We start from the raw sequence: 26,990 nt of genomic DNA on the forward strand, positions 1-26,990 counted from the left end.
GTCCGGGGACGACTTTAATGGGGAACCAGAACCCGATAAACTATTAACCAGATTCTCTTGGTTCCTTCGTCCCTCCCATCCTGATAAAAAATATATGAGCAATAATAGACCTAAAATTATAGTCTTAGATGATGACCCGACAGGTTCCCAAACAGTCCATAGTTGTCTGTTATTGATGCGGTGGGATGAAGATACTCTCCGCTTGGGATTGGCAGATAATGCGCCAATTTTCTTTGTTTTGACGAATACTCGCGCTTTAACCCCCGAAAAAGCCGAGTCTGTCACCAGAGAAGTCTGTCATAACCTGAAAACTGCCCTAACTAAAGAGGGAATCGAGGATTTTTTGGTGGTTAGTCGTTCCGATTCTACCCTGCGCGGGCATTATCCGATCGAAACTGATGTTATTGCCGAAGAATTGGGCGGTTTTGATGCACATTTCCTGATTCCAGCCTTTTTTGAGGGGGGTAGAATCACTCGCGATAGTATTCACTATTTAATCATCGATGGCGTTCCCACTCCCGTCCACGAGACGGAATTCGCTCGCGATTCGGTTTTTGCCTACCACTACAGTTATCTGCCGGATTATGTGGAGGAGAAAACGAAAGGGAAAATTAAAGCAGATGATGTAGAGAGATTTTTATTGGCAGATATCCGTCAAGGTAGTTTAGAACGACTGCAAAAGCTCAAAAATAATCAATGTGGGGTGGTAGACGGGGAAACTCAAGCGGATCTCGATCGCTTTGCTGAAGATATTTTAACCGCCGCAGGGCAAGGAAAAAAATTTTTATTCCGTAGTGCCGCCAGTATTTTAACTTCTTTGGCTAATTTGGGAACTCAACCGATCGCTCCCGAATCTATGGGTAAGTATAAGCCCACGGGGGCAGCCGGGGCAATTATCGTCGGTTCCCACGTCAAAAAAACTAGCCAACAATTACATCAACTGCTTCAACAACCCAATACCGTCGGAGTCGAAATCGATGTGACGGCATTGCGCGATCGTCCCGACCAACGAGATCAACTCCTATCACAAGTTCTAGAAAAAGTCAAGCTTATTCACAAAAATAAACAAACCCCCGTGATCTATACCAGTCGGCAAGAGTTAACCTTTGCCTCTGTGCAGAAACGTCTTGATTTTGGGGTTGCCGTTTCCACCCTATTAATGGACATTGTTAAGGGTTTACCCAGTGACATCAGTTTTTTAATCAGTAAAGGCGGAATTACCTCTAATGATGTCTTAAGTACGGGTTTAAGCCTACGATCAGCCCGTTTACTCGGTCAGATTCTCCCCGGTGTCTCCATGGTCCGCACAGCAGCCGAGCATCCCCTCTTTCCTAATTTACCTGTGGTTCTTTTCCCGGGTAACGTCGGTGATGTCCAAGCTTTGGCCACAGTTTATCAACGTTTGTGTCAATAGGAGGCAATCAGTTATCAGTTATCAGTTATCAGTGAGCAGATGTGAGTTTTCAGTTCACTGATGACTGTTTACTGTTGACTGATCACTGAAAAAGCTCCCCAATTCATAATTTATAATTCATAATTCATAATTTCCACGGCTGCTGGCTGCTCAAGGTTCATAATTAAAGAAACATCTATACTGATAGCCGGTTAATTTTTATGAAAACTGTTGCCGATACGGACTTGCAAAGGCTAGAAGACTTAATTATCAACGGACAAAAAGTGATCGAGACTCGTTTCACGGCGCTCGAAACTCGTTTCACGGTGATCGAGACTCGTTTCACGGCGATCGAGAATAGTATCGTCGAAATTAAAGCTGATATTGGCGAAATTAAAGCAGATATCAAGGAAATCAAGCAAGATGTTAAATCCCTAGAGATAGGACAGGCAAAATTAACCGAAAGAGTCGAAGGGATGGATAATCGCCTCAAAATAGTCGAGGGCAGTCAAAAAAATCAAATTTGGGCATTGATAACCATTTTAGGCGGTTCACTGATTACCGCTTCCGTCGGTTTGCTGATCGCTATTTTGCGCTTTGTCTTGTTTAAGTAAAAAATTATCTTTATGGATGAAACTAAAACCGAAATAAATCAAGAAATCGACCTAGAACCCGAAAAAATTGAGCCATCAGCCTCGGTAAGGTCAAGATACGCCCAAATCCATCTAAAAAGTGAGGGCGAGAAATTGGTGCTAATTTTGCCCAAAACCAGTGCCAGGGAGACAAGTCAGGATTGGACAGATATCTTGACAGGATTGAAATATTATCTCCGTAATAGCGGTCAAAACTGCCCCGCTAGAACACCTGTACACCTACAGGCAAGCGATCGCCTGATGGATACGCGGCAACTACAAGCGATCGCCACAATTTTAGACAGCGCCGAATTATCCCTGCATACCATCCAAACCCAAAGAAGACAAACCGCAGTGGCAGCGGCAACCATGGGTTACAACGTCGAACAAATGCGATCGAATCCCACGGTTTTCGGGGACGAGCAACCGCTGCCATCTCTCCTCGCCGAACCTTTGTACTTAAAAACCACCCTGCGATCGGGTGTAGAAATCCGTCACCCGGGTACAGTTATAGTCATGGGCGATATCAACCCCGGCGGCTCGATCGTCGCTGATGGCGATATATTAGTTTGGGGGAGTTTACGCGGTGTGGCCCATGCTGGATTCCGCGGCGATCGAGCGGCGGTAATTATGGCCTTGCGAATCGACTTAACTCAACTGAGGATCGCCAAATTAGTGGCACGCGCCCCGGCTTTAAAAAGCGATCGCCTGGAACCAGAAATCGCCTGTATCAGCGAAGGAGGAATCCGCATCATTGGGGCTTATAATTTTTCCAGAACCTACACCTTTAAAGATAAAGTGGGATGGGTCGAAAAAAAGTGATCAGTGACTGGTAAACAGTGATCAGTAAAGGGTGATTCAGTGACCAGTAAAAATAGGGATTAACTGCGTTGAGATGAAAAACTCTATCAAACCGATAACTGATAGCTGATAACTGATAACTGATAACTGATAACTGATAACTGATAACTGATAGCTGATAGCTGATAACTGATAACTGATAACTGATAACTGATATAAATTATGGCTCGTGTAATTGTGGTGACATCGGGAAAGGGAGGAGTCGGTAAAACGACAGTAACGGCGAACTTAGGTTCAGCTTTATCTCAATTAGGCTGTCGAGTCGCCCTTGTCGATGCCGATTTCGGACTGAGAAATCTCGATTTATTGTTAGGATTAGAACAGCGTATAGTTTATACTGCCCTCGATGTGGTGGCGGGAGATTGTAGCCTTGATAAAGCTTTAGTTAAGGATAAAAGACAGGAAAATCTGGTCTTATTACCAGCAGCACAAAACCGCACCAAAGAGGCAATTACTGCCGCTCAAATGAAGGATTTAGTCGCCCAATTGTCAAAAAGTTACGACTATGTATTGATTGATTGCCCGGCAGGAATTGAAATGGGTTTCCGCAATGCGATCGCAGCTGCTCAAGAGGCGATCATAGTTACTACCCCAGAAATGTCGGCGGTGAGAGATGCCGATCGCGTGGTGGGATTACTAGAAAGCGAAGATATTAAAAGTATCCGTCTGATTGTCAACCGGCTGCGGCCAGAAATGATCCAACTTAACCAGATGATCAGCGTCGAGGATATTCTTGACTTATTGGTAATTCCCCTTTTGGGGATTATTCCCGACGATCAAAGAATTATTATTTCCACTAATAAAGGGGAACCATTAGTATTAGAGGAGAAGACCTCTCTCCCCTCCATGGCCTTTAGAAATATTGCCCAACGTTTACAGGGTCGCGATGTGCCATTTCTAGATTTAATGGCCGGTCAGGAAGGTTTTCTTACCCGTCTGCGTCGTCGCTTGTTTGGTCCCTAAACTCTCTCATCTCAACCCCTTAACCTACTATGAATGACCTGATCGATAAACTTCTAGCATGGCGCGGTTCGGGCAAAAGTGGCGACCAAGCTAAAAAACGCTTAAAACTTATTCTGGCCCATGATCGGGCCGATCTTAGTCCCGAGCTTCTCAATATGATGCGTCAAGAAATCTTAGAAGTGGTCAGTCGTTATCTTGATATCGACACCGAGGAAACCGAGTTACTCCTAGAAAGTGACCAACGAACTACAGCCCTGATTGCTAATTTTCCGATTCGTCGGATCAAACGCCGTCCTTTAACCTAAAAATTGCCATGAAAACTCAACCGATCGAGCTTTGGCTTAGTCTAGCGGTCAGTCCCTTTCTTCTCTCCTATCTGGCCTTGCGTTCCCTCAATCATTGGTTAATTGAATTGGGCCAAGAAAGTGAGGAATTGTTTCGTGGCGATCGCTTGCCCCTTCTCAATATTCCCGAGCAGTTACCGGTCAACAGTGACCAATAATTTTTTCTGGAAAAAGCTCCCAGGAAGAAAACCCTTTTGCCCTCTGAAAAGAAGCAAGAATAGTGAAATTTTTGTTAAAAATAGGAAAAAATGTGGTTCTTTAGGATACAATCTCATTTTTGACAAACCGTAAAGAACTAATCCCGATATATCAGTTATCAGTGATCAGTGATCAGTTATCAATGATCAGATTTGAGTTTTCAGTGAATAGTATTAAGTGGCAAGTTCTGAGCTTTCTTTTCACTGATTACTGATTACTGATTACTGATTACTGATTACTGATTACTGATTACTGTTTACTGTTTACTGTTTACTGTTTACTGATTACTGATTACTGAAATTATGAGCGTCCTTGTCCCCTCAACCGAAACCGAACAGGATATTTTCAGCACTTCCAACCTGTTTCTGCAGCAAAGACTGAAATTAATCGAAGATTTATGGAAAGAAGTCTTGGTCTCCGAATGTGGTCAAGAATTAGTCGATTTACTGGAATTACTGCGCCATCTCTGTTCTGAGGAAGGACAAGTGACCGATGATAGTCCGGAAGCAATGATCGCCAAAATGATCGAAGACTTGGAACTAGGGGAAGCGATCAAAGTTACCCGCGCTTTTGCCCTCTATTTTCAGTTAATCAATATCATCGAACAACACTACGAACAAAGGGATCAGCAACTACTGCGACGGACGGTGATCGGGGAAGAAAACGAAAGTCCCAAGACAGACCCACCGCAAAAAAGTATTTTAGCCACCATTGTCGGGGCCGATTGGCTAGAAAAAACCCTGAACGAGTCCGATCACTCCGGCCCAAAATCGGGACTATTTCACTGGTTATTTCCCTATCTCAAACAGGTTAACGTCCCCCCCCAAGAAATTCAGCGTCTTCTCGATCAGTTAGATATTCGTCTGGTTTTCACGGCCCATCCCACGGAAATTGTCCGTCATACCATTCGCATTAAACAGCGCCGCATCTCGGGCATTCTCGAAAAACTCGACCAAGCAGAAGAAATCTTTCGCAGTATGGGGTTAACCAACTCCAGAGAAGCACAAACAGTCACCAAACAGTTAAAAGAAGAAATACGTTTTTGGTGGCGAACAGATGAACTACACCAATTTAAACCCACCGTCGTCGATGAAGTGGATTATGCCCTGCACTACTTTGATGAAGTTCTCTTTGATTCCCTACCCCAGTTAACCCTGCGTCTGCAGCAAAGTCTAGAATCCTCCTTTCCCCGTTTACAAGCGCCGAAAAATAACTTCTGTCGCTTCGGTTCTTGGGTCGGGGGAGATCGGGATGGCAATCCCTCCGTTACCCCCGAAGTCACCTGGAAAACCTGCTGTTATCAGCGCAATCTGGTGATTAAAAAATATCTCGATGCTATTCGCGACCTGACCAGTATTTTAAGTGCCTCCCTGCACTGGTGTCACGTCTTGCCGGAGTTGCTGGACTCCCTGGACAGAGATAAACAGCAAATGCCCGAAATCTATAGCCAGTTAGCAATTCGCTACCGTCAGGAACCCTATCGCCTCAAATTGGCCTTTATTCAAAAACGTCTGGAAAATACGCGTGATCGCAATGATCGCCTCAATGACCCGGAAGAACGACAATTATTAACTAAACTCAACGAAACCAACATCTATCGCTCCGGTTCCGAGTTTTTAGCCGAATTACAGCTATTACAGCGCAGTCTCTTGCAAACTGGTCTTTCTTGTCAAGAACTCGATCGACTGATCGCCCAAGTGGAGATTTTTGGCTTTGTCCTGACTCAGTTAGATTTTCGGCAAGAATCCACCCGTCACGCCGAATGTATCGAAGAAATTGCTGCATATCTCGGAGTTTTACCCAAACCCTACGGTCAATTAAGCGAATCAGAAAAAATCGCCTGGTTAGTGGGGGAATTAAAAACCCGTCGGCCCTTAATTCCCCGGGAAATGCCCTTCTCGGAAAGAACCTGCGAAACCATTGAAACCCTGCGAGTTTTAAGAAGTCTGCAAGGGGAATTTGGTCTGGAAATCTGCCAAACCTACATTATCAGCATGACCAACGAGGCCAGCGATGTGCTAGAAGTGCTGTTATTAGCCCAAGAAGCCGGTTTATACGACCCCGCCACTAGCCGCAGTTCCCTCCGCATTGTTCCCCTCTTTGAAACCGTCGATGACCTCAAACACGCCCCCGGCATCATGGAGACTTTGTTTGAATTGCCCCTCTATCGGGCAGCCCTAGCCGGCGGTTACGACCATTTAGCGACTTTAAACGGGGAGGACGTGACCCCGGAACCGGCCATCCTCGAACCGGGTAATTTACAGGAGATTATGGTGGGTTACTCCGATAGTAACAAGGATTCCGGCTTTTTAAGCAGTAATTGGGAAATTCATAAGGCCCAGAAGGCTTTACAAAAAACCGCTAAACAATGCGGCGTGAATCTACGTCTTTTTCATGGTCGCGGCGGTTCCGTCGGCCGGGGTGGGGGTCCGGCCTACGCCGCTATCCTCGCCCAACCCCGGGGAACGATCAACGGTCGCATTAAAATCACCGAACAAGGCGAGGTTTTAGCCTCGAAATACTCTTTACCAGAATTGGCCTTGTATAACCTCGAAACGGCTGTAACGGCAGTCATACAGGCAAGTTTACTGGGCAGTGGTTTTGATGATCTCGAACCCTGGAATCGCATCATGGAGGAGTTGGCCACCCGTTCACGGCAAACCTATCGCAGTTTGATTTATGAAGAACCGGACTTTTTAGATTTCTTCCTGTCTGTAACTCCCATTCCTGAAATTAGTCTTTTACAGATTAGTTCCCGACCGGCGCGCCGGAAAAGTGGTCAACAGGATTTAAGTACCCTGCGGGCAATTCCCTGGGTATTTAGTTGGACGCAAACCCGTTTTCTTTTACCGGCTTGGTATGGTTTAGGGACAGCTTTACAGATGTTTCTCGATGATTCTCCTAGCAGAAATTTGGAATTGTTACGCCATTTTTATCACAAGTGGCCGTTCTTCCAGATGGTGATTTCTAAGGCAGAAATGACTCTATCGAAGGTGGACCTACAGATGGCCTATCACTACGTCAGTGAACTTTCTAAACAGGAAGATCGAGAACGTTTTCAACGTCTGTTTGAAAGGATCAAAGAGGAATATAAGCGCACTAGCGAGATTGTTCTCCAGATCACCGGCGAGAAACATTTATTAGATAATGATCCGAATTTACAGCGCTCGGTGCAGTTACGCAACGGTTCGATCGTTCCCCTCGGTTTCCTACAGGTGTCTCTCCTGAAGCGTTTACGTCAATACAATAGTCAAGCTCAATCCGGTGTGATTCATTTCCGCTATTCTAAAGAGGAGTTATTAAGGGGTGCTTTAATGACGATTAATGGTATTGCCGCAGGGATGAGAAATACCGGTTGATTACAGATAATTAATGGTAGTTTTCGGGGGGTTATCTTGAAGGTAATCCACCCAACTTTTTGTAGAGAAAACGGGTTTCTCGGAGAAACCCGTTTTCTCCTCATGCACTCATGCAAAAAGGGGAATAAATAATCAGTCTTTAATAACCAGATTTAGTATTACTTGCGATTTTATCACTCAATCCCAGCTTTTGGGGGGTTCTATTGGCTAATATTACTATCACTTATTGACTAAAAATGAAGAGCTTACCGCTAACAGTTGACAATTGACGATCGACCCCGAAGAGAAGCAATTAAGCTCACCGGTGTGTCGGAAGATTAGAGATTGTGCCAAAATGGAGAAAGTGACCCAATGATTACAGGTAAATTGTTAAAGAAAGGATCGAGTAACCGTGACTGATACGAACTTAGATATACTATCCCTGACCGATCCAGCGATCGCAGGAATGCTGCAAAAAGAACTACAACGTCAAAGAGATCACCTAGAATTAATCGCTAGTGAAAACTTTACCTCGGCTGCCGTCATGGCCGCTCAAGGTTCGGTTTTAACCAACAAATACGCGGAAGGACTGCCAAAAAAACGCTACTATGGCGGTTGCGAATACGTTGACGAAGCGGAACAATTAGCGATTGATCGGGTTAAACGACTATTTGGGGCAAACCACGCTAACGTACAACCCCACTCCGGGGCCCAAGCTAATTTCGCCGTTTTCCTGACCCTCTTGCAGCCCGGGGATACGATTATGGGCATGGATCTCTCCCACGGTGGTCATCTTACCCACGGTTCCCCCGTTAACGTTTCCGGGAAATGGTTCCGAGTAGTACAGTACGGAGTCAGTCCCGAAAGCGAACTCCTTGACTACGATCTCATCCTTGACATCGCCCGCCAAGAAAAACCCAAACTAATTATCTGCGGTTATTCTGCCTACTCGCGCCAGATTGATTTCGAGAAATTCCGCGCCATCGCTGACGCAGTGGGGGCCTACCTAATGGCAGATATCGCCCATATTGCTGGTTTAGTGGCCACCGGTCATCATCCTAACCCCCTACCCCACTGTGATGTGGTAACTACCACCACTCACAAAACCCTGCGCGGTCCTAGGGGGGGGTTAATTATGACCAAAGACGAGGAATTAGGCAAAAAATTCGATAAATCCGTCTTCCCCGGTACCCAAGGCGGACCCCTAGAACACGTGATTGCGGCGAAAGCGGTGGCTTTTGGGGAAGCATTGAAACCGGAGTTTAAAATCTATTCAGGCCAAGTAATCGCTAATGCCCAAGCTTTAGCCGGTCAGTTGAAAGCCAGAGGCATTAAAATTGTCACTGATGGGACGGATAATCACTTGATGTTACTCGATTTAAGATCCGTGGGCATGACCGGGAAAGAAGCCGATCGCTTGGTCAGTACCATCAATATTACCGCTAATAAAAACACTGTTCCCTTCGATCCCGAATCTCCCTTTGTCACCAGTGGTCTGCGCTTGGGTTCCCCAGCTATGACCACCAGAGGACTGGGAGAAACGGAATTTATCGAGATTGGCAACATTATCGCCGATATTCTCCTTAATCCCGGTGATGAAGCCCTGAGAACTGCTTGCCGTCAACGGGTGGCGAAACTCTGTGAAAGCTTCCCCCTCTATCCCCATCTCCATATTTCCGTCCCCGCCTTGGCCTAAAACGAGAGATAATAAAAATTCATAATTGCTGATTGCCTGTCAGTTGCCAATTGTGAATTAAATCGCCCCCCCAATTCCCATGTCCGGAGATTTATACTATTTAATTGCTTTTCTGATCGCCCATACCGTGGTACTTTGGAGTACCCCCCTCGTCAGAACCGTCGGTCTGAAAAGCGGTTACGTCGATAAACCCAACGAAAGGAAAGTCCATGAAAAGCCTATGGTTCGACTGGGGGGAGTTTCGATTTTTGTCGGCGCTTTAACTGCCCTCCTGATCGTTTGGTGGTTAGGAGGGTTTGCCGGTTTAAAAAGCGATCGAGAATGGGAAGTGTGGGGCGTAACCCTAGGCGGTTTGGGCTTTTTCCTCATCGGTCTAGCGGACGATCTTTTTAATCTTTCGCCGCTCAATCGTCTGGTAATGCAGTTTAGCGTCGCTTTTCTAGCTTGGCAAGCCGGCGTTAGGATCGATTTCCTCTCTATTCCCTTCGGCGATTTATTACAAATTCATTGGCTAAGTTTACCGATTACTCTCCTCTGGTTAGTGGGGATGGCTAACGCTATTAACTGGATTGACGGTTTAGATGGATTAGCGGCGGGAGTTTCGGGTATATCTGCCGTGGTGATTTTGATTGTAACTTTGGTGATGGGACAACCGGCCGCCGCTATTATCGCCGCCGCTTTAGCGGGTGGGGCCTTGGGTTTTCTGCGTTACAATTTTAACCCCGCCCAAATTTTTATGGGGGATGGTGGGGCCTATTTTATGGGTTTTACCCTCGCGGGTGTGGCGGTGATTGGATTGGCTAAAACCACTGCTGTGACTACTGTTGCCGTTACCGCCGTCCTATTACCCTATCTCATCCTCGCGGTTCCTCTCCTCGATATGTCCACGGTGATTATTTCCCGTCTCAAACGCGGAAAATCCCCTTTTGTGGCTGATAAACGTCATTTACACCATCGTTTACTCAAAGCTGGCATCTCTCACCGTCTGACAGTATTATTTATCTACGCCCTAACTCTCTGGGTGGGCAGTTTAGCCCTCGGTTTCTCCAATGTTCCCAGTGGTTGGGGTTTTGCCTTTGGTGCGACTCTCCTCCTCGGTTACGTCGGTTGGCAAGTCTGGCGCAACCGTGGCAGTGAACCTTGACACTCCCACCGTTAATTGCTGACGCAATGTAACGGGGGATTCTTGCTTCACAGACACTTAACTAGGGACTGGCGTAGGAATAATATCCCAGCTTTGAAAATCGCTCTGTAGAAGAATCAGACCAGCCAGATGGCACATTATCAAAGCGCAAGTCCCTGACTAGAGATTTTCATCGAGCGCTCAGCCTGAAAATAGGCATTTGGGCGCAGGTTCCTGGCAGCCAAAATGTCTAGCGCTACGCGCCAGTCAAAAGTCAAAAGTACAACCTGAGAGGGTTTCGGAGATTGTCAATGTCCTAACCGCCGATTCGGTTGCGATAACATCTCGAAGGCTCTCCCCCTACTTAGGGTCTGCTGAAAAAGTTTTTCGTGGGGACAGGGTGTGGGGTGTGGGGTGTAGGGTTTTACCGATTTTGGGTCAATTACCTAATTTTCAGGAAAAAAGTAACTGAATTTTACCCCCGATCACTCCAAGGGTTGGCACTTTTTGAGGTCAAAAAAGTCTAAAAGTCTTACCCAACAAGGTTTTTAGATTTATTCAGCCAACCCTACTGAGGGTGATCAGCAAACCCCCTCCGCGCGGAGGGCGCAGGTTCCTTGCACCCCTACAGTAACGGATTTTGTCCACAATGTAGGGGCGCACTGCGTTCGCCCAAAAGGTACATTATCAAAGCGCAAGTCCCCTATTTTGAAAGCCTTACCAGAAGCAAGTTTTAGCGACAAGTATAATTACTCACTTGCATAAGTGAGATGCTCCCTTTTATTTGTTCAACTTTGACCAAAAAAGCTTGGGTGTATTTGTCAATTTTTGGGTGATTATCTCCTAGAAAAACTGGCATAAAATGGACAAAAAAATGTATAGATATGACGGAAAATGATTTTCTATTGCGTTTTTTACAAAGATGAAATATGATGAGATTTAGCATCGTTTCTCGACGACTGGCTACTGTTCCAGCGTTCCCTAAAACCAGAGAATTATAGCGGTTTTCACAGAAGTGAGTCCGGATTGAAACGCTGAAACGCCTGTCTATCAAGGGATTTACTATACCTTATTAGACTGAAAACCGCTATACGACCTTATCATTAAGATAAATTATAGGAAAGGTTAGGATGTTCCTATCGATAAATATTAAGTTTGATTACAAAAATTAAAATTTCTGGGAAAACACTTGTTTTGTTTTTGAAGGTCTCGGTATACTTCAGTTAAGTCAAAAAAAAGTTATCAGCAAAACTTAATGTTTTTTTAACTTTTTTGTGACGTTCATAGTTCACCAATTAACGCTGGATAATTCAGTTATGATGACAACAAATAAACTAACCAAAACCTTTGCTTCCGGCTCTCTAGCCATCGGGGTTCTCGCTGGCTCGGTGTTTACCGCTACCAGTGCCAGTGCCGCGGTCATTTCGAAAACATGGGATCAGTTCAAAGAAGTAGGAGGTTTTCTTGAACTCGGCGACAAAAAAGTTGAGTACGTCTCGAACATAAATGACGTTAATATACGGTCCACCGACACAATTGAATTTATGGAGATGGGTGGCGTGTATCAGGTTACACTCATTCCAGACAAAAACATAGCAGCATTCAATTTTAATGCGGCTCTGTCTTACAAAATCACGATCACAGATCCCAATTTTCATTTTGCAGGGATTCAATTAGATTCGGACGTAAGTCCCGACCCGTGGGAGATAGAGAAGACAGTGGCTGAGATACCTTCGCTTCTCTTAACTTCAATTGACGGCGGTTCTGATCCTTCTGGTAGTTTCTTTGATATTCAGTCGGGTGGTTATACATCGCTCACGGTCACGGATACAATTATGCCTGGAACCCCCGGTGCTTCGGGCAGCTACCTGAATTTCTTATCGAATAAATTCACACAAGGCACAAAAGTACCAGAACCGGGTACTATCCTCGGACTTCTGGCAGTGGGTGGTTTAGGATTGGTTTCCCGCTTCGGGAAGCAAAAATAACAGTTACCAATGTGTGCAAGACATTGATAACTGTGAGGTCGAAACAGCTAAAGGTTGGATGCCCTGGGAGGGTTTCTAGCTTTTAGCTTTTTCTTAGGCATTGATTCTAACACAGCCTAGGACATAATTTTTGTTTTTATTGAACGGGTCGTTAGAGGGTTTTGGGGTTTTGGAGTGATCAGGGGGAAAATTCAGGGACTTTTTCCCTGAAAATAGGTAAAACCCTACACCCCGAACCGCCGAACGTCCGAAGCCTGCCCCCACGAAAAACTTTTTGCCGCAAACCCTATATAATTAAGGGACTTGCGTGGGAATAATATCCCAATCGATCGGAGGGCGCAAGCTTTGCGCCCCTACAGTAACGGATTTTGTCCACAATGTAGGGGCGAACTGCGTTCGCCCAAAAGGTACATTATCAAAGCGCAAGTCCCTAAGCTTTGGGTAGTTTAACCCACCATATTTCTTGACCGCGAAAAACTGATGTCTTCTTTACTCTCTGCTATTCCCCTCGACGCGATCGCTTATAATCCCCAGGGTTTAGTACCAGCGATCGCTCAAGACTATCTTGATGCTACAGTGTTAATGATGGCCTGGATGAATCGGGAATCCCTCGAAAAAACCCTCACCACTGGGGAAGCATGGTATTGGAGTCGTTCTCGTCAAGAATTGTGGCACAAGGGTGCTACTTCTGGCCATATCCAAAAAGTGCGTCAAATTCGCTACGATTGCGATAGTGATGCGATATTGCTGACTATTGAGCAAATCGGTGATATCGCCTGTCATACCGGCGAAAGAAGCTGTTTTCACCAAGTAAATTGGCAAAAATCACCGCCAGCGGCCGATACTCTCTCGGAATTGTTTAAGGTAATTTGCGATCGCAGAGACGATCCTCATCCGGAATCCTACACCTGTAAACTCTTGGCCGGAGGAGATAACAAAATTCTCAAGAAAATCGGCGAAGAATCGGCAGAAGTGGTCATGGCCTGCAAAGATAATGATGGCGATGCTATTGCCGCAGAAGTGGCCGATCTTTTTTATCATACCCTCGTCGCTCTCGCCTATCATCAAGTCCCCCTGCGAGATGTCTATAAAAAACTGCAAGACCGGCGCCGGTAATCAGTTATCAGTTATCAGTTATCAGTTATCAGTTATCAGATTTGAGTTTTAAGTGTTAAGTTTCCGATTCCTGAATTCCGACTCCTGATTCCTGACTCCTGACTTGAAAGAGGGTGTAGGGTGTAGGGTGTGGGGTGTGGGGGAATGGGGAAATGGGGAGACCACTTCGTGCGCGTTGCGGGGGGAAGTGGGGAAGTGGGGGAATTTCAACTAAAACCCTTAAACCCTAACACCCTAACACCCTAACACCCTAACACCCCAAAACCCCCAACACCTTTTTTGACTTTTGACTTTTGACTTTAAATTTGTGGTTGACGACTTAGTAATTATTGGTGCCACTCCTGCGGGGATAGAAGCGGCTTTGTTGGCTGTTCACCTCAAAAAAAGGGTGGCCTTAGTGCAACAGCCTTCTAGCGGAAATTTAAAGGTGTCTGAGGACATTTTTAGCAAGGGGTACAGCCAAATTTTCCATCTCTATAAACTGCTGAATCATTGGCAAGAAACGGCCATTTATCCCCAATGGCAACAGTTGCGGCAATGGTTAGAGGAAGTAGATAAAAGCATTAATAAACATCATTCTTTGGCGAGATTAGCCACGGAAGGAATAGATGTTATCTTGGGTGGGGGGGGAATTTGTCCGGCTGCCGCGTTTAGGATTCGTGGTTAACGGTCGGCAATTGTTGGCTAAACACTATCTTATCGCTACTGGTTTTTATCCGCAAGTCCCGAAAATTTTCGGCTTAGATGAGGTTAATTATTTTACTGCTCAGACCCTTTGGCAAGAGCCAAATTTAGATAAGTTGGGACAACATTTAGCGATTATTGGCAACAGCAGCATGGCTGTTAGTTTGGCTCAAATTCTCCGACGTTTAGGCAAAGAAATTAGCTTAATTATCGAGGATAATTATCTACTGCCAGATATTGATCGGGAAATCTCCCATTTAGTTACTGCCATTTTAGAAGCGGAAGGAATTAAGATTTTATACGGCTATTGTCCTAGTCAAGTGAAAGCGATCGAGGGTCAAAAATGGTTACAATTAGGCAATCGTGTCATGGAAGTTGATGATCTCATTTTTGCTGGTAATTATCAAGTCAATGAACAGGGATTAAATTTGGCCGGGGTGGGAGTTAAATTAGAGCAAGGATTAATTAGGGTTAATCGGCAATTACAAACCGATAATTCCCGCATTTATGCCCTAAATTTGCTCAGAAATAATTATCCCGATCCTACTTTAAATCACCGGGCTGCTTTTGGGTTAGTCAAGCATCTGCTCACGGGAGAAAAATTTAACTTTAATCCGGAGCAAATTCCCTCATTTATTGCTTTCGATCCTGCTATTGCTTGGGTGGGTTTAACTGGAAAAGCAGCCTGGGAGAGCTATGGTGAGGAGGTAAAGATGATCAACTATCCCATCAAACATATAGTCCCACAGCAAATCTGGGGGGAAACCACGGGATTTTGTCAATTAATCTACCGACAAGATGGTAAAATACTGGGAGCGCAAATAGTCGGTAATCAGGCAGCAGAAATAATTAGTATCATCAGTTTAGCTTTACAAGAAAATTTAACCATACAATCCCTCAATAAAAATATTTATGCTTGGGGAAGTATGGGAGAGATTATCGGAGAAATGACGCAATTAATCCCCCAGAAAAAATCTTGGTTAACTTGGCTAAAACAATTATTCAGATAATGAGAGCGAGAAAGAAGATTAAATTATGAAACCGAAATTTATTGTCTTTGAAGGTATTGATGGTTCTGGAACAAGTACCCAAGCAAAACTCTTACAAGAATATTTTTTCAAGCGAGGAGAAAAAGCAGTTTTAAGTCCGGAACCTTCCGAGGGAGTCATCGGTAGTTTGATTCGAGAAATAATGCAAACTAATCTTATTTCTATCAAAGATCAAAATAAATTTGACCGACAAATGGCCTATCTGTTTGCAGCTGATCGCCATTATCATTTATATAATGATCACGATGGCGTTTTTAAACTTATTCACCAAGAACAAACCCATGTGATCACTACTCGTTATTATTTTTCTTCTTTGGCCTACAATTGCAATAATCCCGAAGAATTGGCTTTTGTTCAGCAGTTAAATCAACATTTTCCCAATCCAGATTTAGTCATTTATATCGATGTTATTCCTGATATTTCTCTAGCAAGAATTAAAAACAGAGCCATCACAGAAGTGTACGAAAAACAAGAAAAATTAATGAAAGTTCGTCAGATGTTTATCGAGATATTTAAAGAATATAAAGATAATTGTTTACAACTGGATGGCACTGATACAATAGAACAGCTTCACCAAAATATTATTAATTATCTTGAACAATTAATTTAAATCCATGCTTAGTACAGAAACCACCCCTAAATTGACCTACCAACCCCACTATAAACCCAATCAATTAATCTGCGGTCACGGCCAAACGGCAATTATCACGGGATGGACAGTAAAACAGTCCCTTGCTAAACATTTAAATCCCGACCAATACGCAGTAATTGGTAATCTTTATAGTCCCACTAGAGGAATTAGTCCCCTGCTGAGAAACTTAATCGCAAATCCCCACGTTAGATATTTAGTTATTCTCAACGCTACTAAGGAAGATAAAAACTCCGGTAGCTGTCAGTGTTTGCTAGACTTTTTTAGTCAAGGATTTCAGTTAGGGAAAAGTGACACAGGTAGAGAATGTTGGCTAATTAATTCTTCTATCACGGGATATATTGACAAGGAAATTGACCGAGAGACCCTCGAAAAATTACGTCAATCAATTCAATATCAACTGGTTAAATCCATCCCAGAAGCGATTGAAACTGTCAAAAATTATGCAGAACAATCTCCCCTACCAACTTGGGGAGAACCCTTAATCTTTCCTCTCTTAGAAAATCTTCCTTCTCTGCTACCCGGTACAAGATACGGTCATCGCATTGAAGGAAAAACTATTGCCGAAACTTGGGTAAAAATTCTCCAAAAGATTAAAACCACCGGGACAATTAGACCCACAGGATATGATGGTAAATGGCAAGAATTAATTGACCTAATGGCTGTTGTCACCGATGAACCTCCAGACTTTTATTTTCCCAAACCTAATTATTTGCCTATAGATAGAGCTTTTCTCACCGAATATATCGGACAAATTCTCGATGATTCCCCTATACACCAAGGAGTTAAATACACTTATGGTCAAAGATTACGCTCTTGGTTTGGACGAGACCAAATCGCACAGGTTATTAATAAATTAATCTCAGAAATTGACGCAGCTAGTGCAGTCATGTCCCTCTGGGATGTAAAAGACCACGAAAAGGGAGGTAGTCCCTGTTTAAATCATATTTGGGTGCGAGTGGTGGAAAATGAATTATCTCTCACCGCAATATTTAGAAGTAATGATATGTTTGCTGCTTGGCCGGCAAATGCCATGGGATTGCGTGCTTTACAGCAACATATTAGGGATGAGATTAGCAAGCACTCTGACTACAATTTATCAATGGGTCCATTGATTACTATTAGTCAATCGGCCCATATATACGATGATACTTGGGAGAATGTCGAACGATTAATCGCCACCCAGTACGATAAGATTGTCAATCAGCGCGATTTTTTTGACCCTAGCGGTAACTTTTTGATTTCTGTGGAAGAAGAACAAATTCTTGTCCAACAAACTACCCCCGGCAGCGGGGAAATTGTCGCTTGTTATCGAGGCAAAAATCCCCTCAAATTAATCCGCGAGCTTGCAACAACTAATCCCGCAATTATTCCCGAACATATTGGTTATCTGGGAATCGAATTACAAAAGGCATACAACTGTCTCAAGAATAATCAGCCTTATATTCAAGACCAGTAGGAATTGGGAAGTTTCAGTGAACAGTGAACAGTAAACAGTAATCAGTGGGGTGCATCTCGATAATATTATTGTCGGGGCGAATTGCCTTCGTCCTCTTTTAATAACTTCTGCTGCTCACCTATATGTGAGAGAAAATCACAAATATAAGATGCACCCAATCAGTGAACTTAAAACTCAAATCTGAAAACTGAAAACTGATTACTGAAAACTGATTACCGAAAACTGATTACTGATTACTGATTACTGCTCCTTGTTTGCTGAACCGGCGCCGCGATATTTGAGAGATGAGGAGCGAATTGGGTTAGCCACCGTGGGATTATTGGTGATTTTAACCTCCGCACCGCGATATTTACCCCCTCGTTCCTTGACAGGAGCTTCGGTGACTGTTGGCTCCCTATAGGTGGCCCCACGGTACTTTTTCTCGCGGGCGGTTTCTGGAGTGGGGACGGGGACATTCTTTTGCTCTTCTCGTCCTTGCCATAAAAAGGTGACGACAATCACAACTGTCAAGAGAATTAATAGCTGAATCTGCCAAGGAGCTAAAACCAGACTCAACACTAAACTAATTACCGTGGCGGCACTGGCCAGATAAGCGATTTCATCGCTGGACTTCTGCCAGAAATAGGCAGCCAAGGCAGCGGTGAATAGTGGCAATAAAAACGAATAGGACATTCTGGGTACACCTTGTCACGCTAGTGAACCAATCTCTCTATTATTACCTCCCTCGCTTCGATCGGCGAAAAATATTAACTTAGCTTATGGTACTTATAAGTTTTATTTTGTCAATCCTTCTTTACAATTCGTAAAAATATTGTTACATTTATTTACATGAACTAAAAGTTAAAGCAAAACAGCCAAGACAGCAAGCCAGTTCAGATTGTCTCGAGGAGCATCAGACAGCTTATGATTCGTCTAGCTCCAGACAACGGCAAAAAACTGGGCCTACTAGCTTAAAAAAGTTTTCGGGGTTTGGGTTTACCCCATTGACAGATTTGCTTGAGTTCTCCTACATAACTTAGCGCTACCTCGGCTGGACACCGAGGTTTTTTATTTTGTGACAGCGTTTTCGACCTAAGTAAAACGTAGATAGATTATTGCTATCTAACAATTAATTGAGATTACCTACTTAATTAAAAATTAACTTCATTTTGATGTACGGAATCCAAATAAAACTTGATTACATCTTCCGATGTACCCTGACATTGCAACTGGCCTTTATTTAGCCAAATTGCTTGGTCACAGGACTCTTGAATTAAAGTCAAATCGTGGGAAACTACTAAAATAGTAGCGTTGGAATTCCAGAATTTTTTTAAACGTCGTTTACACTTATTTTTAAAACTTTCATCCCCGACGGAAAGGACTTCATCAAGAATAAGAATATCGGGGTGAACCTCCGTGGCGATCGCAAATCCTAAACGAGCCACCATACCAGAAGAAAGAGATTTCACCGGCGCTCCCATATATTCTTCTAACTCAGCAAAGTCGAGGATATCTTTGGTTTTTTCCTTCATTTCCTGACGAGAAAATCCCAGCATTACCCCATAGAGAATAATATTATCTTTTACCGGTAAATCTGGATCAAAACCCGCTCCTAATTCAATTAGAGAGGCAATTTGTCCCCTAACTCTCACCTGTCCCTTTGTCGGTTCCAGAATACCACAAATAACTTTTAAGAGAGTAGATTTTCCTGCGCCATTAGCTCCAATGATACCTAATTTCGCTCCAGAATTAATGACTAAATCTATATCATCTAGAACTAATTTTTTGGCTGGTTGACGATATTTACCTTCAAGAAGAGAGAAGATTGTCCTTTTTAGATCGTAGGAAAATTCTTCTTGAGTGCGTCTTTCGAGAGACACTTGATCGAGTCGAATTACTTCTGTCATTTATAATAAATCCATAAATAAATGTCGCCAGAGTCGGAAGCAAGTCCAACCAATTCCTAAGATGATGATCCCACCAAGTAGAGATTGAAAAATCAAACTAAAATCCGGTAATCCGGGGGAAAGGGACAATTGGCGAATACTTTCAATTACCGGTAATAATGGGTTTAATAGGAGGAATGGTTGTACGGAAGGAGGAATAATTTCTGGGGGATAGAAAATCGGGCTGCTAATCCAAGCGACAAAACAAACAATTTCGTAAAAATAGGGTAAGTCTCTGAAGAAAACGTAGAGGGTACTGACAAAAAAAACCCACTCCCGTGCAAACCAGAGAAAGAGCGATCACGGGAAAAATCAGAGCAATTACATTAATTAAACTTTGAGATTTCCAGAGAGTTACTATAGCCAAAAGGGGAAAGATACTAATAGCAAATTGAAAAATATTTGCCACTACCATCGAAACGGGAAAGATGCTAACCGGCAGACGAATTTTATTTAGAATACTGCCATTACCAACAATACTAGGTAAAGCTTGGTTAGTGGAAGCATTAAAGAAATTTATTACTACTAAACCGGTGAAAGCCGCTAGGACATAGTTAACTATAGAATTATCAAAATAAGAGGCGAAAACCGTACCGAAAATTGCCGTGTATAGTGCAGTCATAATCACGGGATTTAACAAGGACCAGTAAACCCCCAGAAAAGAACCCCGATAGCGTCCCTTGAGATTACGTTCCACTAAAACACTAAGCAATTCGTAATATCGCCGCGCTGTTGACCATCTAGTTTTTGTCTGGAGATCGGTCATAGGGATAATTGTCATCTCGTCAGTATTCAGTGCTTTATTCTAAACGATTACCGTCAATTTTGTCTATCGATCGAGAGGGGACTCTAGTTTTTATCCAGTTCCCGACGACTCTCCCTCTCGGGAAAAAGTTCCCTTCCTAGGCCATTTATCTGGCTCAAAAAGCTTAAAACCCGCTAAAAGCCTCTTTTTTTAGGGTTAAACTCGGTTTTTAGGGACAGCCTCAGCTAATTGACCTAGACTCTAGCAGGTTTGCCAATAAAATAGACATCAGATAAAAGCCAAGAAATGCCGATTTAAACAGAGCTAATCTCAGAAAAACCGGAGTCAAAAACCGATAACTGAACAACTTCCTAACAGCCAAACCAAGAATTTAATCTAATTGATGTCCCGTCAGTTCCACAAAGATATCTTCGAGGTTGGAAGGGCGACACATTACTCCAGTTTTATCGCTCAAACTGTCGAGATAAGAATTAGCATCAGCCACGGTGGGGAAGAATTTATAATCGATTTTATCGCCAACTTGTTTGATAACTAACCCTTCGCCATACTTAGTGCGAAAATCCGTTAGAGTTCCTAATTCGATTAATTTGCCCGCGTCCATAATGCCAATTCTGCCCGTTTTTCCCGTGGCGTTATCCTGACAGAGAAATTCCACTTCTTCCATGTAGTGAGTGGTTAACAAAATTGTCATTCCTTGCCGGTTTAAATCGCGAATTACTTCCCACAAACGACGACGATTTTGGGGGTCTAAACCGACAGTTGGTTCATCGAGAAAGAGGATTTTTGGTTCGTGAAGAAGAGCGCGAGCAATCTGTAAACGTCGTTTCATCCCTCCGGAAAGAGTTTTGGCAAGGGCAGATTTTCGATCGCTTAAACTGACATAATCTAAATAGCGATCGATTAATTCCTGTCTCTGGGGATTGGGGATATGGTGCATCCGGCCGTGAAATTCCAGATTTTCCCAGACGGTTAATTCCCCATCAACGCTAATCTGTTGCAAGACTACCCCAATATTTTTCTTCACCTGATCGCGGTATTTTTTCACATCATACCCCGCCACTGCGATTTCTCCTTGACTTGCTTCGGTGAGGGTGATAATCATGCGGATTGTCGTCGATTTTCCCGCACCATTGGGACCGAGTAAACCAAAGATTTCCCCTTTTTCGATGGTAAAGGAAAGCTCGTTAACTACCGGGAGATTGTTATAGATTTTAGAAACGCGATCGAGAGCAATAGCGGCGGTCATAGTTACAAAAGTTAATATTCCAGCTATGGATTAGTGTAGCCCAGATAAACTCGAATATTTTCCACCCACGATCTTTTATTTTTTCCCCTTCTCCTGATTTGGTGGTGGTTTCACATTGGAACCACCCGTGGGAGGTTTACCAGGGGGTCTATCAATTTTAGCTTGATAGCCACGTTCGTTTTGCTCAACCCGTCGTTCTTGTTTTTCTGACATTTAAGTTACCTCTGTTTGATCCTGCCAAAATTCAATATAACGAATTTCCTCTGCATTAATCAAAATTCCTGCGCTTCTGGGGACTGGTTGCCAAGCATCATCTTCTAATTTATACACCAGTTCTAGATAAATATCTCGTTCTGATGATTCTGACGAAGCTAAAGAGTTTTTTCCGAACCAACCCGCTATCTGACTGCCATCTTTGAGAGTAATTAACATCCAGACAGGTTCCTCAATGCGACTAAAGGAATAATCCCAAGCAGAAGGGAATCCTGTAATTGTTTTAAACCCTAAACCAGATAATCCTCGTTCTAATAACTGTTTTTGGTTAGCATAGCCTAAAATTAATCCTACAATTATTGGACTAATAAAAATAATGATAATAAAAGCAAAGGCTAAAAAACTAGGGTTGGCTAAAATACTGCGATCCCACAGCAGCAGATAAACAAATATCCAGGGAATATAGTTGAGACAACTGAAGGTGAGAAACCTTAATAAAATTAGAGTAACCTGCTCAGATTTCTTATAAAAAAATCTTGATAATGTTAGGTCAATTACAAAACCTGGCACTAAAAAGCAAACTGTATAAATAACAGCATTAAAGGTGTTAAATGTCAAACCAGAAGAGGATTGAGCGATAATCGGAAAAAACATAAAAATGATTGAAAGGTTAAAAAAGTTTAGCGATCGCTGTCTTAATCCTAGCGGAATTTAATCACCTTAATAAAATCCGATGCGGCGATCTCGCTCCCTTGATCGGTCTTTCTCACAGTATAAGACCGCAGTTCCCTTTGGGTTGTCCCATCAGGATAGACATAAGTATTCTCTCCCCGTAAATTAATCATCGCATCAGTACGGGAGGTAATCTGCAAGTTCTCTACCGTTACCCTTTCAAACTGATTAAAAAACTTGGGATTGAATTGATTGGCCAATTGGGGAGAGAATAGTTGAACTGCTTGGTCATACTGCCGATTAGAAACGAGATAGTAGAGATTTTCAACGGTGGAGATAGCATCAGCTTGATCAAGATAGGGTGAAGTTGAGGGTTCTGGTTCAATTCTAGAGGGTGTGGGGGTGGGCGTTGGCGATAATTCCACTGGAGATGGTTGGGGACTTGGCAGATAGGGGGATGGAACCCTCACCGTCGGCGCGTTTTCAGGACTCGCCTCTGGCGCGTTTTCAGGACTCGCCTCTGGTGCGCTTTCAGGACTCGCTGGAGGGGAGGGTTGAGGGGAGGGCGATCCCGGAGGTGACTGCCGTTGTAGCTGGTTGAGCCTTTCTTCAAATGCTTTTTGTTGTTGATCTTGAAGATAGACAAATCCGGCCAAGAGAACCAATCCCATCACCCCACCGACAATCCCGAATTTTAACCAATCTCCCCCCCTAGATTGAGGTGCGGGGGGGTGAACTGCCGTTGATGGGGGCGACGGGGGAAGAAGAACGGTACTTCGAGAAGAAGAAGGGGCCAAGGCTTCCTGCATAGCTTGGGCCGTAGGAAAGCGCTCCTGATAATGGGACTTGATGGCTTTATCTAACACTAGGGCCAAGCTTGGACTAACTCCGGGGGCATGATCTCGCCACTGGATTTCCCCGGTCAGAGGATCCGTGGCCAATTCTTGGGGGACTTTTCCCGTGAGAAGATAAATGGCGGTCAATCCCAAAGCATAAAGGTCGGTGGCGTACACAGGCCGCCCTATACTCTGCTCCGAGGGCATAAAACCAGGTGTACCGATGACAATGGAGCTAGTAGGGTTGCCCGCTGCTGTCATCACCGTCCCCATGGTTTCCTTAACCGCACCGAAATCAATCAGCACGGGCAGCTCATCTCCCCGCCGCAGAATAATGTTGTCTGGCTTGATATCCCGATGCACAATCCGGTGATCATGAACATAAACCAAGACGGCTAAGAGTTTTAGCAAGATATCCCGAACCGCCGCATCCCCCAGCACGCCACGATTGCCCACCTTTGTCGAGAGGGTTTCCCCATCGATATATTCTTGCACTAGATAGAATTGCCCCTGCTCTTCACCATAAGCATAGAGTTGGGGTATCTGCTCATTTTTCTGCCCCAAGTCCTCCAAGATGGCAGCCTCTCTCTGAAACCGCTCCCCAATGAGTTGATATATTCGAGGATCGTGAGCGAGGGGCTTCAGTTGCTTGATCACGCAGCGACGACGGGAAGGCATTTGGGTGTCTTCTGCCAGATAGGTTGTCCCGAATCCCCCCTCCCCTAGCTTTTTGAGAATTTGATAGCGATTATTGACCAGTTGTGAGTCCATTCACCCTTACACCCAACAAGAGGGTTAAAAACCTGAAGACTTTTCCGAAATACAGAAAAAGTGAGTTAAGGCCAAGAAAAAAACCTTAATTTCACTTTTCTTGACATTTTACTTTATTCAGGCTCGAATGTCAGCTTTTTTCGGAAATCCATTATAGCTCTAGGAGCATCAATAGGCTAAACTAACAACTAAAATAAGGACAAATTAATCAAATTATTAACTTAAAGCAGAGCGTCTAATTAATTTAAGAATACCCAGAGGGGTTACAATGTCGCTAACCTAGCCTACAAATAATTGTGCTTTCCCACTTATAAAATTATTTTTTGATTACCTAAAAATGCAGACAATTACCGATGGGAAGTGGCCAACAAGATTTATGTTAGGGACTTCTCCTAGCTTGTTTTATCTAGCCTATGGAACTTATTATCGGCTTAATAGCAGCCAATTAAGTGATTCTGGGGAATTTACCGATGAAAAAAGGCGAATAGTTCCACAGTTGGCCATTTTCAAACCTTATCAACTCTTGATCGCCACAGCTTTTGATCTCTATCAAACCTATTCAATCTTAGAGTCACAAAACCATCGAAATCTTGTCCCACAGGTCTAAAAAGCAGCAATCAGATTAGAATACAGATAAAAATTTTTGACTTTGCTGGTGTCAGATGCGAGTTTTTGTGGCGATTCTCTGTTTATATCTAGGAATAGGGGAATTTTTCCTCCATCCCCCGATTAGTCTGGGCAATTCCCGTACCGCAGCCACGGCAGCCCGAACGGAAACCCGGTTGCTGCTGAATTTGAAAAAAAGACGAGTTTTTGTTTACCAAGGACAGAAAATAATTGCTTCTTACCCAGTGGCGATCGGTCGTCGGGGTTGGGAAACCCCCACGGGAGAATTTAGGGTGATTCAGATGGTGCGGGAACCAGTCTGGGAACATCCTTTCACCGGGCAACTGGTGCCATCGGGAAAAAACAACCCTTTAGGGGCGCGTTGGATCGGATTTTGGACGGATGGCCAGAATTTTGTCGGTTTTCACGGTACACCCCAAGAAAATCTCGTCGGCCAGGCCGTCTCCCACGGTTGCGTCAGGATGCGCAATCGAGATATAAAGGCTTTATTTGAAAAGGTACAAATCGGCACTTCGGTGATAGTAATCGCTCAATAAGTAGGGTCTGCTGAAAAAGTTTCTTGGTCAGGTTAGGAGTCGGTCGTCGGTCGTCAGGAGTAATTTATACTAAATCCGTTGAGTATAGGCTACATATCAGGAAAGGCAAAAGGCAAGAGGCAAAAGGCAAAGGGTAGAATAAATAATCAGTTTTTAATAACTGGATTTAGTATTAGATAGTCAACAGTTTAAAATGAGAGAAACTGAGCAAAGAGGATAATCGGTGAATATTATTGAACTAATCGGGATCGTGGCGGGAATATTAACCACTGTCTCCTTTTTACCCCAAGTGATTAAAACTTGGCGTTATCGTTCGGCTAAGGACTTGTCCCTAACTATGTTTATTTGCTTTTGTCTGGGGGTTTTTCTTTGGCTCATCTACGGGATTTATATGAGCAGTAAACCGATTATTATCGCTAATTTTGTTACTTTTATCTTAGCGGGGACAATTCTCTATTTTAAGATTAAATATGATTAAATTGACAATCCCTTGCGGCCCTATTGGCTCACGTCATGACAATTCTACAATTTATCCCCACATCTAGGGGCGAGGATAGGATTTTTAGGTTAATTTATTGTTAAGATGATCATTTTTGACCATTTAGACTACATTTGGGGTCAAGAAACATGAGCGATCGCATCGAGTGGATTAATGCCCTATCAACCCGTCCCTCCCTAGAAGCGGCGGTGACGGAGGTAGTGGAAAAAGTGACAGATAAGTTAGTTGGATCGGCAGATCTAGCCATAATTTTTATTTCTTCTGCCTATGCCAGCGACTATCCCCGTTTAGTTCCCTTAATCTTGGATAAACTCCCCGTTCCTGTCCTGATCGGCTGCGGTGGGGCGGGGATTGTCGGCATGGGTGACAGGGAAAAAGCGCGAGAAATCGAAGCGAGTCCGGCTTTAAGTCTCACCGTCGCCCATTTGCCTAATGTGGAAGTGCAGCCCTTCTATATCGAAGCGGCGGAAATGCCCGATCTCGACAGTTCCCCCTCTAGTTGGACAGAATTATTAGGGGTAGAAGCGGCCAAAAATCCCCAATTTATCCTTTTAGCCGCTCCTTTTTCCGGTCGCATCAATGATCTGTTAGAGGGTTTAGATTTTGCCTACCCCGGTTCGGCCAAAATCGGCGGTTTAGTCAGTGGTGGCATGATCGAACGTTCTGGGGGTCTATTCTACCACGATCAACAAAAACCCCGTAATAGCTATCTCTATCGTCAGGGAACCGTAGGAATCGCCCTTTCTGGCAATATTATCGTCGAAACTATCGTCGCCCAGGGTTGTCGTCCCATCGGACCGATTTATCAGGTGAGTGAGGGAGAACGCAATATTATCATCTCCATGACCAGTAAAGAGGCCGATGCTACCCCGCAACCACCTTTAAATCTACTGCGGGATTTAATTGCCTCCTTGAGGGAAAAAGACCGAGAATTAGCGCAACACTCGCTTTTTATCGGTATTGCTAGGGATGAGTTTAAAATGCAGTTGCGGCCCGGGGATTTCTTAATTCGCAATCTTTTGGGAGTAGATCCTCGCCAAGGTGCGATCGCAATTGGCGATCAAGTTCGTCCGGGGCAGCGGGTACAATTTCACCTGCGCGATGCCGAGACTTCCGCCCTAGATTTAGAATTACTTTTGCAAGCTTTTCCCCAAGAAAAACCCGCTAGTTCAGATATACTAGGCGCTTTGCTCTTTTCCTGTCTCGGTCGCGGGGAAAATCTCTACGAAAAACCGGACTTTGATTCGGGTCTTTTTCAGCGTTATTTCGCCAATGTTCCCCTCGCTGGTTTCTTTGGCAACGGAGAAATCGGGCCGGTGGCGGGGCGCACTTTTTTACACGGTTATACTTCGGCTTTTGCCCTCTTTCGTCAGGGAATTTATCCTATACTAAATGATTAGTACGCT

23 protein-coding genes and 2 pseudogenes are annotated in these 26,990 nt (G+C 43.9%); 18 read left to right on the top strand and 7 right to left on the bottom strand.

The window, feature by feature from the left end; genetic code table 11:
* Nucleotides 1-94 precede the first annotated feature (94 nt).
* The 14 genes and pseudogenes from GQR42_RS23680 (at nucleotide 95) to GQR42_RS23745 (ending at nucleotide 17,493) form a co-directional block, all read left to right on the top strand.
* Entirely contained in the window at nucleotides 95-1,414 is a 1,320-nt protein-coding gene (locus GQR42_RS23680; RefSeq protein WP_158201854.1) for a four-carbon acid sugar kinase family protein, read from the top strand.
* A 200-nt stretch (nucleotides 1,415-1,614) separates the two neighbouring features.
* The gene (locus GQR42_RS23685; protein ID WP_158201855.1) at nucleotides 1,615-2,007 is read left to right on the top strand and encodes a hypothetical protein; all 393 of its coding nucleotides are present in this window, start codon (nucleotides 1,615-1,617) and stop codon (nucleotides 2,005-2,007) included.
* 12 nt (nucleotides 2,008-2,019) lie between these two features.
* A complete protein-coding gene (gene minC, locus GQR42_RS23690; RefSeq protein ID WP_158201856.1) occupies nucleotides 2,020-2,847 on the top strand; it encodes a septum site-determining protein MinC in 828 nt (275 codons plus the stop codon).
* 201 nt (nucleotides 2,848-3,048) lie between these two features.
* On the top strand, nucleotides 3,049-3,849 hold the full coding sequence (gene minD, locus GQR42_RS23695) for a septum site-determining protein MinD (RefSeq protein WP_147069275.1): 801 nt from the start codon (nucleotides 3,049-3,051) through the stop codon (nucleotides 3,847-3,849).
* Nucleotides 3,850-3,878: 29 nt separating this feature from the next.
* Entirely contained in the window at nucleotides 3,879-4,154 is a 276-nt protein-coding gene (gene minE, locus GQR42_RS23700) for a cell division topological specificity factor MinE (RefSeq protein WP_158201857.1), read from the top strand.
* Nucleotides 4,155-4,162: 8 nt separating this feature from the next.
* Nucleotides 4,163-4,351 carry a hypothetical protein gene (locus GQR42_RS23705; RefSeq protein ID WP_158201858.1) on the top strand — a complete coding sequence of 63 codons (189 nt, stop codon included), beginning with the start codon at nucleotides 4,163-4,165 and terminating at the stop codon, nucleotides 4,349-4,351.
* 342 nt (nucleotides 4,352-4,693) lie between these two features.
* The gene (gene ppc / locus GQR42_RS23710; protein WP_158201859.1) at nucleotides 4,694-7,750 is read left to right on the top strand and encodes a phosphoenolpyruvate carboxylase; all 3,057 of its coding nucleotides are present in this window, start codon (nucleotides 4,694-4,696) and stop codon (nucleotides 7,748-7,750) included.
* A 391-nt stretch (nucleotides 7,751-8,141) separates the two neighbouring features.
* A complete protein-coding gene (glyA, locus tag GQR42_RS23715) occupies nucleotides 8,142-9,425 on the top strand; it encodes a serine hydroxymethyltransferase (protein WP_158201860.1) in 1,284 nt (427 codons plus the stop codon).
* 79 nt (nucleotides 9,426-9,504) lie between these two features.
* Nucleotides 9,505-10,569 (top strand): glycosyltransferase family 4 protein, encoded by a 1,065-nt coding sequence (locus GQR42_RS23720; protein WP_158201861.1) that lies wholly within the window; start codon nucleotides 9,505-9,507, stop codon nucleotides 10,567-10,569.
* 1,295 nt (nucleotides 10,570-11,864) lie between these two features.
* Nucleotides 11,865-12,536: a PEP-CTERM sorting domain-containing protein gene (locus GQR42_RS23725; protein ID WP_158201862.1), complete on the top strand. Its 672-nt coding sequence runs from the start codon at nucleotides 11,865-11,867 to the stop codon at nucleotides 12,534-12,536.
* A gap of 480 nt (nucleotides 12,537-13,016) precedes the next feature.
* The gene (hisIE, locus tag GQR42_RS23730) at nucleotides 13,017-13,652 is read left to right on the top strand and encodes a bifunctional phosphoribosyl-AMP cyclohydrolase/phosphoribosyl-ATP diphosphatase HisIE (protein ID WP_103111441.1); all 636 of its coding nucleotides are present in this window, start codon (nucleotides 13,017-13,019) and stop codon (nucleotides 13,650-13,652) included.
* Nucleotides 13,653-13,959: 307 nt separating this feature from the next.
* Nucleotides 13,960-15,346: pseudogene (locus GQR42_RS23735) on the top strand (dihydrolipoyl dehydrogenase family protein).
* 25 nt (nucleotides 15,347-15,371) lie between these two features.
* Complete coding sequence (gene tmk, locus GQR42_RS23740; protein WP_158201863.1) at nucleotides 15,372-15,995, top strand: dTMP kinase; 624 nt, start codon at nucleotides 15,372-15,374, stop codon at nucleotides 15,993-15,995.
* A gap of 4 nt (nucleotides 15,996-15,999) precedes the next feature.
* Entirely contained in the window at nucleotides 16,000-17,493 is a 1,494-nt protein-coding gene (locus GQR42_RS23745) for a thymidylate synthase (protein ID WP_158201864.1), read from the top strand.
* A 240-nt stretch (nucleotides 17,494-17,733) separates the two neighbouring features.
* Here the strand turns inward: GQR42_RS23745 and GQR42_RS23750 are convergent, their stop codons facing one another.
* The 7 genes and pseudogenes from GQR42_RS23750 to GQR42_RS23775 all read right to left on the bottom strand — a co-directional run bounded on the left by GQR42_RS23750 (nucleotide 17,734) and on the right by GQR42_RS23775 (nucleotide 23,922).
* The gene (locus tag GQR42_RS23750; RefSeq protein ID WP_158201865.1) at nucleotides 17,734-18,165 is read right to left on the bottom strand and encodes a DUF4278 domain-containing protein; all 432 of its coding nucleotides are present in this window, start codon (nucleotides 18,163-18,165) and stop codon (nucleotides 17,734-17,736) included.
* 458 nt (nucleotides 18,166-18,623) lie between these two features.
* The gene (locus tag GQR42_RS23755; RefSeq protein ID WP_002781161.1) at nucleotides 18,624-19,379 is read right to left on the bottom strand and encodes an ABC transporter ATP-binding protein; all 756 of its coding nucleotides are present in this window, start codon (nucleotides 19,377-19,379) and stop codon (nucleotides 18,624-18,626) included.
* Nucleotides 19,380-20,184: pseudogene (locus tag GQR42_RS23760) on the bottom strand (ABC transporter permease).
* A gap of 370 nt (nucleotides 20,185-20,554) precedes the next feature.
* Nucleotides 20,555-21,430 carry an ABC transporter ATP-binding protein gene (locus tag GQR42_RS23765; protein WP_158201866.1) on the bottom strand — a complete coding sequence of 292 codons (876 nt, stop codon included), beginning with the start codon at nucleotides 21,428-21,430 and terminating at the stop codon, nucleotides 20,555-20,557.
* A 75-nt stretch (nucleotides 21,431-21,505) separates the two neighbouring features.
* Nucleotides 21,506-21,643 (bottom strand): hypothetical protein, encoded by a 138-nt coding sequence (locus tag GQR42_RS28005; RefSeq protein ID WP_199273232.1) that lies wholly within the window; start codon nucleotides 21,641-21,643, stop codon nucleotides 21,506-21,508.
* A complete protein-coding gene (locus GQR42_RS23770; protein ID WP_158201867.1) occupies nucleotides 21,644-22,297 on the bottom strand; it encodes a DUF6338 family protein in 654 nt (217 codons plus the stop codon).
* Between the two features lie 47 nt (nucleotides 22,298-22,344).
* Complete coding sequence (locus GQR42_RS23775) at nucleotides 22,345-23,922, bottom strand: serine/threonine-protein kinase (protein WP_158201868.1); 1,578 nt, start codon at nucleotides 23,920-23,922, stop codon at nucleotides 22,345-22,347.
* A gap of 337 nt (nucleotides 23,923-24,259) precedes the next feature.
* Here GQR42_RS23775 and GQR42_RS23780 point away from each other — a divergent pair, with 337 nt between their 5' ends.
* The 4 genes from GQR42_RS23780 to GQR42_RS23795 all read left to right on the top strand — a co-directional run bounded on the left by GQR42_RS23780 (nucleotide 24,260) and on the right by GQR42_RS23795 (nucleotide 26,984).
* A complete protein-coding gene (locus GQR42_RS23780; RefSeq protein ID WP_158201869.1) occupies nucleotides 24,260-24,529 on the top strand; it encodes a hypothetical protein in 270 nt (89 codons plus the stop codon).
* A gap of 55 nt (nucleotides 24,530-24,584) precedes the next feature.
* Nucleotides 24,585-25,085, top strand: coding sequence for a L,D-transpeptidase (locus GQR42_RS23785; RefSeq protein WP_158201870.1), 501 nt, complete (start codon nucleotides 24,585-24,587; stop codon nucleotides 25,083-25,085).
* 223 nt (nucleotides 25,086-25,308) lie between these two features.
* Nucleotides 25,309-25,563: a SemiSWEET transporter gene (locus GQR42_RS23790; RefSeq protein ID WP_002776654.1), complete on the top strand. Its 255-nt coding sequence runs from the start codon at nucleotides 25,309-25,311 to the stop codon at nucleotides 25,561-25,563.
* A 149-nt stretch (nucleotides 25,564-25,712) separates the two neighbouring features.
* The gene (locus GQR42_RS23795; RefSeq protein ID WP_158201871.1) at nucleotides 25,713-26,984 is read left to right on the top strand and encodes an FIST signal transduction protein; all 1,272 of its coding nucleotides are present in this window, start codon (nucleotides 25,713-25,715) and stop codon (nucleotides 26,982-26,984) included.
* Nucleotides 26,985-26,990 lie beyond the last annotated feature (6 nt).

This window comes from Microcystis aeruginosa FD4 (assembly GCF_009792235.1).
GTDB classification, from domain to species: domain Bacteria; phylum Cyanobacteriota; class Cyanobacteriia; order Cyanobacteriales; family Microcystaceae; genus Microcystis; species Microcystis viridis.

Coding starts and splice junctions, on each gene's coding strand:
- GQR42_RS23705 (WP_158201858.1), top strand. CDS start 4,163: ATGAAAACTCAACCGATCGAGCTTTGGCTTAGTCTAGCGGTCAGTCCC.
- hisIE (WP_103111441.1), top strand. CDS start 13,017: ATGTCTTCTTTACTCTCTGCTATTCCCCTCGACGCGATCGCTTATAAT.
- tmk (WP_158201863.1), top strand. CDS start 15,372: ATGAAACCGAAATTTATTGTCTTTGAAGGTATTGATGGTTCTGGAACA.
- GQR42_RS23780 (WP_158201869.1), top strand. CDS start 24,260: ATGCAGACAATTACCGATGGGAAGTGGCCAACAAGATTTATGTTAGGG.
- GQR42_RS23755 (WP_002781161.1), bottom strand. CDS start 19,379: ATGACAGAAGTAATTCGACTCGATCAAGTGTCTCTCGAAAGACGCACT.
- GQR42_RS23795 (WP_158201871.1), top strand. CDS start 25,713: ATGAGCGATCGCATCGAGTGGATTAATGCCCTATCAACCCGTCCCTCC.
- GQR42_RS23685 (WP_158201855.1), top strand. CDS start 1,615: ATGAAAACTGTTGCCGATACGGACTTGCAAAGGCTAGAAGACTTAATT.
- GQR42_RS23720 (WP_158201861.1), top strand. CDS start 9,505: ATGTCCGGAGATTTATACTATTTAATTGCTTTTCTGATCGCCCATACC.
- GQR42_RS23680 (WP_158201854.1), top strand. CDS start 95: ATGAGCAATAATAGACCTAAAATTATAGTCTTAGATGATGACCCGACA.
- GQR42_RS23725 (WP_158201862.1), top strand. CDS start 11,865: ATGATGACAACAAATAAACTAACCAAAACCTTTGCTTCCGGCTCTCTA.
- GQR42_RS23765 (WP_158201866.1), bottom strand. CDS start 21,430: ATGACCGCCGCTATTGCTCTCGATCGCGTTTCTAAAATCTATAACAAT.
- ppc (WP_158201859.1), top strand. CDS start 4,694: ATGAGCGTCCTTGTCCCCTCAACCGAAACCGAACAGGATATTTTCAGC.
- minC (WP_158201856.1), top strand. CDS start 2,020: ATGGATGAAACTAAAACCGAAATAAATCAAGAAATCGACCTAGAACCC.
- GQR42_RS23750 (WP_158201865.1), bottom strand. CDS start 18,165: ATGTCCTATTCGTTTTTATTGCCACTATTCACCGCTGCCTTGGCTGCC.
- GQR42_RS28005 (WP_199273232.1), bottom strand. CDS start 21,643: ATGTCAGAAAAACAAGAACGACGGGTTGAGCAAAACGAACGTGGCTAT.
- minD (WP_147069275.1), top strand. CDS start 3,049: ATGGCTCGTGTAATTGTGGTGACATCGGGAAAGGGAGGAGTCGGTAAA.
- GQR42_RS23775 (WP_158201868.1), bottom strand. CDS start 23,922: ATGGACTCACAACTGGTCAATAATCGCTATCAAATTCTCAAAAAGCTA.
- GQR42_RS23770 (WP_158201867.1), bottom strand. CDS start 22,297: ATGTTTTTTCCGATTATCGCTCAATCCTCTTCTGGTTTGACATTTAAC.
- GQR42_RS23785 (WP_158201870.1), top strand. CDS start 24,585: ATGCGAGTTTTTGTGGCGATTCTCTGTTTATATCTAGGAATAGGGGAA.
- minE (WP_158201857.1), top strand. CDS start 3,879: ATGAATGACCTGATCGATAAACTTCTAGCATGGCGCGGTTCGGGCAAA.
- GQR42_RS23745 (WP_158201864.1), top strand. CDS start 16,000: ATGCTTAGTACAGAAACCACCCCTAAATTGACCTACCAACCCCACTAT.